Here is a 12,903-nt window from a genome sequence, read left to right as displayed (position 1 = left end):
TAAGACTTAAAAATCAGGCTATAGAAGCGTTGATGAAAAGAAAAATACATATTTTTGTGCTTGAAACTAAAATCCTTAAATAAATAATATGAAAAAAAACTTTCGTTTTATTTGTTCATTGCCTGAACAGCATATGCTTTGCATAAGTTGTATATCTTTTTTGAATGTGGTTGATTTTTGAAATACACACATTTGGTCTTATGAATAGATGGTTTTTTATTTATCTGTGGAGCCTTTTGTTTTTTTCTACAGATTACTTATATGCACAGCATCCGATAAATTTAGTTCCCGCTCCTCTGCTAATAGAGGAAGGAGATGGCTTTTTTCAGGTTACTGAAGAAACTGTCATTTCTGTGGAGAATGAAGCACAAGAGGGAATAGCATCTGATTTTGCTGATTTATTTACTGTTCCGGCTGGATTTACTCCTATGGTAGAAATCGGGGGACAGAATGCAGCGATATCGTTGGTTACTGATAAAGCCTTGAAAAAGGAAGCTTATCGGTTAAAGGTGTCAGAAGATAATATACGGATTTATGCTTCGGACACCAAAGGATTCTTTTATGCTTTCCAGACGTTGAGGTTGTTGTTACCTTCGGATATTGAGGGGCAAACTTTGGCCAATCAAATATGGAAGTTGCCGGTCTTTACTATGACGGATGGACCTCGTTTTGGATATAGAAGTCTGATGTTGGACGTGGCCCGGTGCTTTATTCCCAAAGAAGAAGTGCTGCGTATATTGGACTGTATGGCTCTGTTGAAATTGAACACCCTTCACTTGCATTTGTCGGACGATACGGGCTGGCGATTGGAAATCAAAAAATATCCCCGTTTAACAGAAGTAGGAGCATGGAGAGTGGACAGAGGGCGGTTGCCGTTTTATGCACGTCGTAATCAGGCAGAGGGAGAAAAGACTACGCTGGGAGGTTTCTATACTCAGGACGATATGGAGGAGATTGTGGCTTATGCAGCCGACCGGCAGATTAATGTGATTCCAGAAATTGATGTGCCGGCTCATTCGTGTGCGGCGTTGGCCGCGTATCCCGAACTGGCATGTCCGGTGGTAAAAGAAATGATTACTGTGTTGCCAGGGCTGGGAGGACGTAATCCGGAAATGATTTATTGTGCTGGAAATGAGAAGGTCTTCACTTTTTTACAGGATGTGATTGATGAACTGCTTCAGCTATTTCCTTCTCCTTATATTAATATGGGGGGTGATGAGGCTACAAAAACGTATTGGAAGATATGTCCGTTGTGCCAGAAGCGCATGCAGGAAGAACACTTGAAAGAGGTAGAGGACTTGCAGGGCTATTTCATGGGCAGATTGAACGATTATATACGGAGTAAGGGACGTACGATGATGGGATGGGATGAACTGACCAATAGCAAGTTGCCCGATAAGGCCGTGATTCTTGGCTGGCAAGGATTGGGCAATGCGGCATTGAAAGCGGCAGACCAAGGATTGAACTTTGTGATGACGCCGGCCCGTGTACTTTATTTAATTCGGTATCAAGGTCCCCAGTGGTTTGAACCGCTTACCTACTTTGGGAATAATACCCTGCGTGATGTGTATAATTATGAGCCGGTACAGGCGGACTGGAAACCGGAGTATGAGAAATTGTTGCTAGGAGTACAGGCTTCCATGTGGACGGAGTTCTGTTATAATGCAGACGATGTGATGTATATGCTGTTTCCTCGCCTGGCTGCTTTGGCTGAAGTGGCCTGGTCACAAAAAGAAAAGAAGAACTGGACAGATTTTCAGCAGGGGCTGGATAATTATTTGGCTCATCTGAACAAAAAGGATGTACCTTATGCTTCATCCATGTATAATATTCAGCATACAGTTGTTCCTGAGAAAGGAAAGTTATGTGTGAAGTTAGATTGTGAACGTACAGATGTCGAAATACGATATACCTTAGATGGAAGAGTACCGGATATGTATTCTTCAGTCTATACAATGCCTTTGAAACTGGATGCGGGGACGGTTGTAAAGTGTGCATCGTTCGTAAAAGATATGAGAAAAGGAGAAATTCTGACTCTTCCGCTGTTGAACAATAAAGCGACAGGAAAGCATGTGTTGAGTAAGGCTCCTATGGCTTATTTATTGACAAATGGAGTGCGTGGAAGTTTGCGCCAGTCTGATTTTGAGTGGTGCACGTGGGATAACTTGAATTCTGCTTCATTTACAGTAGACTTACAGCAAACAGAGTCAGTACAGCAAGTTCTGTTGGGATGCTTGACCAATTATGGCATGGCAGTTCATAAACCTAAGAGAGTAATAGTGGAAGTTTCAAAGGATAATCGTACTTTTGTTCAGGTAGGTCAGAAGGAGTTTTCGGAAACGGAAATTTTCAGAGACGGGAACTATGTAGAGGATGTGGAATTTACGTTTAAAGCGCGTAAGGTCCGCTATGTTCGAGTTACTGCTGAAGGATTTGGCTCTTGTCCGGAATCGCATTACATGCGTCCTGGACAACCGGCACGTTATTATTTTGATGAATTACAAATTAGATAATTATATGAACTTTAAATTTGATACAATGAGACATCTGATTCTATGTAGTGTGATGTGGTTGTGTGGGCTGATGATGGCCGTAGGCCAGAATGTACCACAAGTGATTCCTGCCTTGCAGCAGTGGAAATCGGCAAAAGGAAAGCTGGTGCTTCCGGAAACTGGAAAAGTAATCGTTTCTCCGGAGGAAGAAAACGAGCTGAAAGAGGAAGCTGAAATCCTGGCGCAGGACCTGAAGGAAATGTTTGGTTGGGAGTATAGTGTCGTAGTAGGAAAGAAAGAAAAAGGAACTGTTTATCTGACTTTGGGTAAGCCGGACAAAACTTTGGGTGAGGAAGGATACCGGATGAATATTCAGGGTGAGGTTACCATTGAGGCACCTACTTCTAAAGGCGTTTTCTGGGGAACGCGTACGTTGCTCCAGATGATTCATAACCAACCGGAAGGATTGATGAAGGGCCGGGCTACGGACTTTCCTTTGTATCCGAACCGAGGATTCATGATTGATGTAGGCCGTAAGTTTTTTACGATGGATTACTTGCGTGATTATGTCAAGATTCTTTCGTTCTATAAGATGAATGAACTGCAGGTACATTTGAATGATAATGGCTTTGTGGAATTTTTTGACAATGACTGGAACAAGACGTATGCAGCTTTCCGTCTTGAAAGTGAACGTTTCCCGGGGCTGACGGCAAAGGATGGCTCTTATACTAAAGAAGAATTCCGTGATTTTCAGATTATGGCAGCACATTATGGGGTAAATGTGATACCGGAGATTGACGTGCCGGCTCATTCATTGGCTTTCACACATTATAATCCGCGTCTGGCAGCCGATAAGAAAGAGTATGGTATGGACCATTTGGATTTATACAAACCGGAGGTTTACGAATTTGTGGATGCACTGTTTGACGAGTATTTGTCGGGCGAGAATCCGGTGTTTGTAGGGCCGGAAGTTCATATCGGAACAGATGAATACAATCAGAAAGAGGCAGAGCAGTTCCGTCATTTTACAAATCATTATCTTGATTTCGTATCGAAATATGGTAAGACTCCGCGTTTATGGGGAAGCTTGAGCATGATGAAAGGAAATACGCCTGTGGATTTGAAGGGAAAGGTGGTAAGTGCATGGAATCATGGCTGGATGGATGTACAGACTTGTCTGGATGCAGGAGCTAAGGTCGTAAATTTATGCGACGGATTATTGTATATAGTTCCAGCCGTAAATTATTACCATGATTTCCTGGACTATCAGTGGTTGTATGAAAGCTGGATGCCGGAAATGATGCGGAAGGATGACCCGAAGATGACTGTGCGTCATCCCAACTTCCTGGGTGCGATGCTGGCGGTCTGGAACGACCGTGTGGGTAATGGAATCAGCGAACAGGATGTACATCTTCGCACTTTCCCAGGGCTACAAGTAGCGTGTGAAAAGATGTGGAAAGGTGAGAATGCCGATAAAGTGCCTTTTGAACAATTCATGGCGCTTTGTGCGGTTACTCCTGAGGCTCCGGGGGTAAACCTGTTGGCCAAGGTAGACAAACAGACTACGCTGACTGAAACAGGAAAAGAAGTGACTTTGTCAGGTACAGAAGTGGTGGCTACGGAAGTCGATGAAATTGGATATCCCTATGCGGTGGAATTTGAATTGTGTCCGGATGCAACGCCTAATGCTGATGCGATATTATTCAAAGGTCCGCATTCAGAATTCGTGTCCAACTGGCAGAATACCGGTAAGTTTGCTTTCCGTCGCGATGGATATGAGTTTGTGTTCCATGCGTATCGTTTGCCTGCCGGACAATGGACAAAAGTAAGAATTGAAGGAGATGAAAAGGGTACCTCCCTGTTTGTAAATGGACAGCTGCAGGAAAGACTGGAAGGTCGTGTGAAAGAGGTCTTCAATGAAAAGTGGCAGCGAAAAGATAAATTATGGTATCGGGAAACCTTGATTTTCCCCTTGAAACAGCTGGGAGATACCAAAATGGGATTTAAAGGAAAAGTTAGAAATTTAGTATGTATTCCACTTTAATATTGCAAATGCTATGATTAGAATTTATCGTTTTTTGATGGTCTTGGGACTTCTGGTATGGATGGCTCAGAATGTATCTTCGCAAAGCAGATACGATAAAGACAAGCTTTATAATGTATTCCCTGCAAAGGTATCAAATAAGGTACTGGGCTATGATAAGGGTTCGTCTGTGATATTGAAATCCTTGAGTAAGGACGACCAGAAACAGCAGTGGAACATTAACGAGTTATCGGGAAGTTTCCGTTTTGTGAATGTATTCGAAGACAAGGCGCTGAGAGCTGACGTAGACCATAAGGCATTGGCCGTTACAGAGGTGAATGGAAGTGATGAGGCGCAGTTGTGGAGCATACAGGAAACCGCTAACGGGGTGAGACTGGCTCCGGCCAATACTCCATCACTTATGCTGGTATGTCAGAAAGACGGCCGTCTGCAGTTGATGGACAGAAAGAAGGCTGAAACGATGGAAGCTTCTTTGTTCCAGATACGGGTAAGCGCTGTACCTATGCCCGAAGGAGCGGGTATGGCTGCACGCGAAAAAGTGTACTGGGAAGATGAAACTCGCTTTGAAGAAAATAAGGAAGCAGGTCATGCCACGTACATGCCTTATCCTTCAGAGAAAGATATGCTGGCAGACAAGGCTTTCTATGACCGCCCTTGGGAGGAAGTACATAACTCTGCCTATATGCTGCTGAACGGTACATGGGCTTTTCATTGGGTATCAGAACCCTCACAACGTCCGCTAGATTTTTATAAGGAAGATTTCGATGTATCGGGATGGGACCGTATTCCTGTGCCGTCTAACTGGGAAATGCAGGGCTACGACCGTCCGATTTATGCTAATGTAGAATTCCCGCATGCCAACACACCGCCTTATATTCAGGCTCGTAAAGGTTTTAACGATGGCGGAAAGAACTATGGTATCAATCCGGTAGGTTCGTATGTACGTATGTTTAACTTGCCGGAAGGCTGGGATGGAAAACGTACTTTCATTCATTTCGGTGGTATTTACAGTGCAGCTTTTGTGTATCTCAACGGAAAATATGTGGGCTATTCACAAGGAGCAAACAATGTAGCTGAGTTTGATGTGACCAAGTACCTGAAACCGGGCGAAAATCGTCTGGCTGTGCAGGTGTTCCGCTGGTGTGACGGTTCTTATCTGGAATGTCAGGACATGTTCCGCATGAGTGGTATCTTCCGTGATGTGTATTTATATAATGTACCGAAAGTCAGCGTGCGCGACCATTACATTACTTGTCTATTGGATAAGGAGAAGAATTATAGGAGTGGAACCATGAATGTGAAGTTGTCTTTGGATAACCGTGACAAGCTGAAGGGTACCAAGAATTTGCAGGTGCGTCTGTTAGATCCGGAAGGCCGTAAGGTAGCCGAATCGGAAGTGGCTGTGAAATATGCTCCTTCTTCTCCGGTAAGTACGGCTAATGTGTCATTCGATTTGACAGATTTGTCTTTGTGGACTGCTGAAACTCCTACCTTGTATACTGTGCAAGTGATACAGCGTCAGGGAGGAAAAGATGAAATGGCTTTCTCTACGAAGTACGGTTTCCGTGACATAGAGGTGAAAGGCTCATTGCTTTACTTGAATGGCAAACGAGTGTTCTTCAAGGGAACCAACCGTCACGATACGCATCCGGTATATGGTCGTGCGGTGACAACAGAGTCTATGTTGTGGGATGTGCTGACTATGAAACAGAACAATATCAATACGATTCGTACGTCTCATTATCCGAATGCAGCCAAGATGTATGCCATGTTTGACTACTATGGTTTGTACACAATGGATGAGGCTGACCTGGAAGACCATGCCAACCAGTCTATCAGTGACATGCCTTCCTGGATACCTTCATTCGTGGACCGTATTGATCGCATGGTGCTGAGAGACCGCAATCATCCGAGTGTGATTTTCTGGAGCTTGGGTAATGAAGCCGGAGGAGGAGCCAACTTCCGTGATTGTTATGACGCTGCTAAAAAGCTGGATAGCCGTCCGGTACATTATGAAGGTACACGCGATGGTAAGTCGTATGGTGGTAACCGTTTCAGTGATTTCTACTCCAAGATGTATCCGAGCATGGACTGGATGGATGAGCATGTAAGTGCGTTTGAAAAACCACTTTTCGTATGTGAATATGCGCATGCCATGGGAAATGCCATCGGTAACCTGAAAGAATATTGGGAAAGTATTGAAGGTAGTACGGCTACTATCGGTGGAGCTATTTGGGACTGGGTAGACCAGGCTATTTATGAACCGCATGAAATAAAGAAAGGTATTTACCGCCTGCATACAGGATATGACTTCCCTGGCCCGCATCAGGGTAACTTCTGTTCCAACGGTATTGTGCCGGCTACACGTGAGGAATCTCCGAAGCTGAAAGAGGTGAAAGCCATTTATCAGTATGTAGCCTTTAAGTGTGTAGGTACAGATGCTTCTCATAATCTAGTCAATGTGCAGGTACGTAACAAGTATGCGTTCTTGTCATTGAAGGGGTTCGATTTGAAATGGGAAAGCGTGAAGAATGGAGTGATTGTGGGAGCTGACAGCTTGAAACTAGAAAATATCCTTCCGGGGGATTCTGCAGTATTGAATCTGAAACTGTCAGGAGTAAATTTGGCAGATGCCAAGAAGGCTGGTGATGAAGTGATGGTCAATTTGCATGTACGTATGTTAGCACCCGCTGTATGGGCAGAAGCTGGACATGAGGTAGCTGTTTGCCAGTTTGAATTGCAGAAGAGAGCTGATTTGCCGAAATTGACGTTTAAGAAAAAGAAAAATGAATGGACCATTCAGGAAACCGATAAACTGTTGATGCTTTACAACAAGCATCTCCGTGCAGCTTTTGATAAAGCTACCGGACAGATGGTACAGTTGAATATGGCTGGAAAGGAAATCATCAGTCACAATGGCGGCTTTTTGTATGATAATCATCGCTGGATTGAGAATGATTTATTTAAGGACGTGGCTAACGGACTGGATGCAGCTGGTACTTGTGAGGTGAGTGTAGATAAAGGAATCGTACAGGTAAGTACGTCTCGTGGCGGTTCTTTGTGTGCAACCAACATTGTGTACACATTTATGCCGAATGGAGTAATAGACATGGATGTACGTTTCTCTCCTCAGACTGCGAACTTACGTCGCTGTGGATTGGTTTGCCTGCTGGATTCTACTTTGACTCAGGTAGACTATTATGCACATGGTCCTTGGGAAAATTATGTTGACCGCAAGGATGCATGTCCTGTGGGACGTTACACGCTGGATGCAAATGATACCGGCAAGTATGTGAAACCTCAGTCTATGGGTAACCGGGAAGGTTTACGTAGCATGGACTTGAAGGATGCTTCAGGAAAGGGTATTCGTATCCAGACACAAGGTAATGTCTCTTTCTCTGCTTTGCGTTATACAGATGAGGACTTGATGAATACCAAACATACTTGGGAATTGCAACCGCGTCCATACGTGGTACTTCACCTGGATGCCGCTTTGCGTGGAATAGGAAATGCAAGTTGTGGTCCGGAAACCATGCTGAAATACCAGATTCCGCAGAAACCGATGAGCTATAAGCTCCGTATATCTGCGTTGTAAGAATAGAATAACCTAAGTAGACTTATGAATAAATTTTATCCCGTTGCCGGTATGGTTGCTTTATCGGCCGTCACTACAGCCTGTCAGCAGGCCGACAAGCAAGAAAAGAAGCAATACAACATTGTGTACATTATGACCGATGACCATACGGCACAGATGATGAGCTGTTATGATACGCGCTACATGGAAACTCCCAACTTGGATCGCATAGCCAATGAGGGAGTGCGCTTTACGAACAGTTTTGTGGCAAACTCGTTGAGTGGTCCCAGCCGTGCCTGTATGATTACAGGCAAGCATTCTTGTGGCAATAAGTTCTATGATAATACTACTTGTGTATTCGACAGTGCACAGCAAACCTTCCCGAAACTGTTGCAGAAGGCTGGTTATCAGACAGCGATTATCGGAAAGTGGCACCTGGAAAGTCTACCTTCAGGATTTGATTACTGGCAAATTGTGCCGGGACAGGGGGATTACTATAATCCGAACTTCATTACGCAACAGAATGATACCATTCAGAAGCACGGTTACATAACCAACATCATTACCGATGATGCCATCGACTGGATGGAACACAAGCGTGATGACAAGAAGCCGTTCTGCTTGTTCATTCACCACAAGGCTATCCATCGCAACTGGATGGCAGATACTTGTAATCTGGCCTTATATGAAGACAAAACCTTCCCTTTGCCGGATAACTTCTTTGATGACTATAAGGGACGTGAAGCAGCTGCCGCCCAGGAAATGAGTATCGTGAAGGACATGGATATGATTTATGACCTGAAGATGCTTCGCCCGGACAAGAACTCTCGTTTGAAGACATTGTATGAAAGTTTCCTTGGCCGAATGGATACCGCTCAGCGTGCAGCATGGGAGAAGTTCTATGGTCCTATCATCGAAGATTTCTATAAGAAAAATCCTCAAGGAAAGGATTTGGCCAACTGGAAGTTCCAACGTTACATGCGTGACTATATGAAGACGGTGAAGTCGTTGGATGACAATGTGGGTCGCGTATTGGACTATCTGAAGGAAAAAGGATTATTGGAGAATACGCTGGTAGTGTATACTTCTGACCAGGGATTCTATATGGGAGAACATGGTTGGTTCGACAAGCGTTTCATGTATGAAGAATCCATGCGTACTCCGCTGATTATGCGTTTGCCGGATGGGTTCACTCGTCGGGGAGACATTACTGAAATGGTACAGAACATTGACTATGGACCTACCTTCCTGGATTTGGCTGGAGTAGAAATTCCGTCTGATATGCATGGAGTATCTTTGTTGCCGTTGCTGAAAGGTGAGCATCCGAAAGACTGGCGTAAGGCTTTGTACTATCATTTCTATGAATACCCGGCAGAGCACATGGTGAAACGCCATTATGGAGTGCGTACAGACCGTTATAAACTGATTCATTTCTATAATGACATTGATACATGGGAATTGTACGACTTGCAGGCAGACCCGCATGAAATGCACAATCTGTACGGACAGAAGGAGTATGAGGCAGTGGTTGACGAGTTGAAGGCAGAAATGCTGAAACTGCAGGAACAATATGATGACCCCGTACGTTTCTCGCCGGAACGGGATAAGGAATAATTTGTAAGAAGGTAGTTATAAATGAAAAATGTCCGGAAGGCTTTAGTGAGCAGTCCGGACATTTTTTTGTGGTATGCTATAGAAATTTAGCTTCATTCTCAGCAGCTATTTTCTTAATCGCTTGTTGAGAGGCGATGAAGCCGCCTCCGAGTACACGGTTTCCCTCGTAGAACACTGCTGACTGGCCGGGAGTGATAGCAGAAGCTTCTTGCTCAAACCGGACTAATAATTGCCCATTGTCCAGCAGAATTACACGGCAGGGAATTGAGCGGCTGCGATAGCGGATACGTACCGAAAGCTCCTTGCAGTTGAGTAACTCTGCCAGGCTGGCCACGTTATAATCTTCCACTAACATGTAGTAAGTTTTGAGCTGGTCAGCATCCCCTAACATGACCGTATTCTTGGCCGGATTGATTTTCAGCACATACGCCGGTTTGCCCAAAGCAATCTCCAGGCCTTTTCGCTGGCCGATGGTGTAGTAGGCAAACCCCTTGTGCTGTCCCAGTTTCAGGCCTTTGTTGTCCACAAACCATCCCGGACCAATTCTCTCATCAATATCGGGACAATGCTCTTTCAGGAATTCCCTGTAATCTTTTTCGATGAAGCAGATTTCCATGCTTTCTCCTCCGCGTGCTTTGGCTTCAAAACCTTTGGATGCCAGGTAATCGCGTACACTGGCTTTGGTCATTCCTCCTAAGGGAAACATCATGCGTTTCAGAATTTCTTGTGGAAGTTTCCACAGAAAGTACGATTGGTCCTTCAGCGGGTCGTCTCCGGTCAGGATGTAACGATAACCGTTGAGGTCTTTCAGTTGGCAGTAATGCCCTGTAGCAATCCAGGCACAGTTACACTTGTCTGCCCATTCACACAGAATCCGTTCCTTAAATAAAGGGTTGCACATGACACAGGGGTTGGGAGTGCGTCCACGCATATATTCGTCGATGAAATACTGTACGATGACTTGCCGGAACTCCGTACGGACATCGGCCACGTGGTGTTCGATACCTAAACGTGCCGCCAGCTCCTGAGCTTCTATGACTTCATTGGGCTGATCATTTCCGGGAGTGAAATGAGAGGCTACGTCCCAGGTACGCATCGTGACACCTACTACCTCATATCCTTGTTCCTGAAGCATGATGCAGGCAGCCGAACTGTCTATCCCGCCACTCATGCCAACCAGTACCCGTTTTTCTCTTTCTTTCATGTAAACAAGTTTTTATGTTAGAAGAATAATTCCGGCTGACGGCGGGCGCTGAACTTCTCGTGAAGGATGGCAGCAAACGGGGTACTGAACTCGCGGGCTTCGTTCGGGCAGCATTTCACGCAGGCGCAGCATTTGATGCACTTGTGAATATCTGTTTCAATGGAGCTCTGGTCTTCACTGAAATGGATGGCATGTGTGGGGCAGACTTCAATACATTCTCCACAAGCAAAACAACCGTCCGTGCAAGTCGGGCAGGCGGGGGCACCGGGTGTCAGTTGTTTGTAGGGAAAATTTCCTTTTACCGTTAATTCAGTGATGGGGTTTCCAGCTGCCTGCAGTTTTTCCCATTTTTCCAGACTACTTTTTCCAAACTCACGGGCCTGTTGCAAATCATCTGTATCCGGACGTCCGGCAGCAATGGGAAGTTCCGGTGTACTAAAACTATGTTCCCCGATGAACGCACCTGCAGTGAGAGGTACAAAACCGAGTTGTACAGCAGTGTCACGGAGCTCCAGTAAGGCATCCTCGTAATCACGGTTGCCATATACCACGACAAGGATGGCGGGTGAGCCGTTGCCTTTGAGTCGTTGCAGGCGCTGGAGTGCCGTAGCGGCTACACGGCCACCGTATACCGGAACGGCGATGACGCACAGTTCTCCGTTCATCTCGATAGGGGAGGTTTGTTCATCCAGCGTCAGGTCTGTTTCCATTCTTCTTCCCATGCCGATACCTTCTCCGATAGCTCGTGCAATCTTGGCCGAGGTCTGTGTGGGTGAGAAGAATATCAGACGGGTACCATTGAGTTGGGTTGTTGCTGATGTCATAAGCTTATTCTAATAGTTTTTGTAGTAGACAAAAATACAATATATAAACGAAAATCGGGATTCTTCATCGGGGATTCTTCTTTTATTCGTACTTTTGTAGTCATACTTTTAAAGAATTTATGGAAGAACAATTTGACATACGCGATTATAAACCAACCGGAAAAGAGCGTGATTTTGAGAACGCTCTTCGCCCGCTTCAGTTCGAAGATTTCAGCGGACAGGACAAGGTGGTGGATAACCTGCGCATCTTTGTAAAAGCGGCGAGACTTCGTGCAGAAGCGCTTGACCATGTCTTGTTGCATGGCCCTCCCGGATTAGGAAAGACCACACTGAGCAACATTATTGCCAATGAATTAGGGGTGGGATTTAAAGTGACTTCAGGACCGGTGCTCGACAAACCAGGTGATTTGGCCGGAGTACTGACCAGCTTGGAGCCGAATGATGTGCTGTTTATTGATGAGATTCACCGTCTGAGTCCGGTAGTGGAAGAATACCTCTATTCTGCCATGGAAGACTATCGTATCGACATCATGATTGACAAGGGGCCTTCTGCCCGCAGCATACAGATTGACCTGAATCCGTTTACGTTGGTGGGAGCCACTACACGCAGTGGTTTGCTTACAGCCCCGCTTCGTGCCCGCTTTGGCATCAACCTGCACCTGGAGTATTATGATGATTCAGTACTTTCACGCATCATCTTGCGCTCCGCACACATCTTGGATGTGCCGTGTGATGCAGATGCGGCAGGAGAGATAGCTTCCCGTAGCCGTGGTACCCCCCGTATAGCCAATGCCTTGTTGCGACGTGTGCGCGACTTTGCACAGGTGAAAGGTTCGGGAAGAATTGATTTGGAGATTGCCCGTTTTGCATTGGAGGCCCTGAACATTGACCAGTATGGTCTGGATGAGATAGACAACAAGATTCTGTGCACGATTATAGACAAGTTCAAGGGAGGACCTGTGGGACTGACTACCATTGCGACAGCTTTGGGTGAAGACCCTGGTACGCTGGAAGAAGTGTACGAACCCTTCCTGATAAAAGAAGGCTTCCTGAAGCGTACCCCCAGAGGCCGCGAAGTGACAGAACTGGCATATAAACATTTAGGAAAAAGTAAATACAATAGCGAAAGAACGCTGTTTGATTGATAAACA

Annotated in this window: 7 protein-coding genes; 5 read left to right on the top strand and 2 right to left on the bottom strand. The window is 45.4% G+C overall.

Annotated features, from left to right (window positions below):
• The first annotated feature begins 200 nt into the window (after positions 1-200).
• The 4 genes from BACPLE_RS04800 to BACPLE_RS04785 are packed head-to-tail and all read left to right on the top strand — an operon-like array spanning position 201 to position 9,724.
• Positions 201-2,513, top strand: coding sequence for a glycoside hydrolase family 20 protein (locus BACPLE_RS04800; protein ID WP_040312454.1), 2,313 nt, complete (start codon positions 201-203; stop codon positions 2,511-2,513).
• A 25-nt stretch (positions 2,514-2,538) separates the two neighbouring features.
• The gene (locus tag BACPLE_RS04795) at positions 2,539-4,536 is read left to right on the top strand and encodes a family 20 glycosylhydrolase (RefSeq protein ID WP_040312453.1); all 1,998 of its coding nucleotides are present in this window, start codon (positions 2,539-2,541) and stop codon (positions 4,534-4,536) included.
• Between the two features lie 13 nt (positions 4,537-4,549).
• Positions 4,550-8,131 (top strand): glycoside hydrolase family 2 TIM barrel-domain containing protein, encoded by a 3,582-nt coding sequence (locus BACPLE_RS04790; protein WP_040312421.1) that lies wholly within the window; start codon positions 4,550-4,552, stop codon positions 8,129-8,131.
• Positions 8,132-8,182: 51 nt separating this feature from the next.
• Positions 8,183-9,724, top strand: coding sequence for a sulfatase family protein (locus BACPLE_RS04785; protein ID WP_235777906.1), 1,542 nt, complete (start codon positions 8,183-8,185; stop codon positions 9,722-9,724).
• Between the two features lie 76 nt (positions 9,725-9,800).
• Here the strand turns inward: BACPLE_RS04785 and mnmA are convergent, their stop codons facing one another.
• Positions 9,801-10,928 carry a tRNA 2-thiouridine(34) synthase MnmA gene (mnmA, locus tag BACPLE_RS04780; RefSeq protein ID WP_007559411.1) on the bottom strand — a complete coding sequence of 376 codons (1,128 nt, stop codon included), beginning with the start codon at positions 10,926-10,928 and terminating at the stop codon, positions 9,801-9,803.
• A 17-nt stretch (positions 10,929-10,945) separates the two neighbouring features.
• Entirely contained in the window at positions 10,946-11,752 is an 807-nt protein-coding gene (locus BACPLE_RS04775; RefSeq protein WP_007559410.1) for a 4Fe-4S binding protein, read from the bottom strand.
• Positions 11,753-11,871: 119 nt separating this feature from the next.
• Here BACPLE_RS04775 and ruvB point away from each other — a divergent pair, with 119 nt between their 5' ends.
• Complete coding sequence (ruvB, locus tag BACPLE_RS04770; protein WP_007559408.1) at positions 11,872-12,897, top strand: Holliday junction branch migration DNA helicase RuvB; 1,026 nt, start codon at positions 11,872-11,874, stop codon at positions 12,895-12,897.
• Positions 12,898-12,903: the final 6 nt, after the last annotated feature.

The organism is Phocaeicola plebeius DSM 17135 (genome assembly GCF_000187895.1).
Classification (GTDB): Bacteria; Bacteroidota; Bacteroidia; order Bacteroidales; family Bacteroidaceae; genus Phocaeicola; species Phocaeicola plebeius.
Note: the sequence above shows the minus strand (reverse complement) of the source record. Positions and strands in the feature narration are given on the sequence as shown.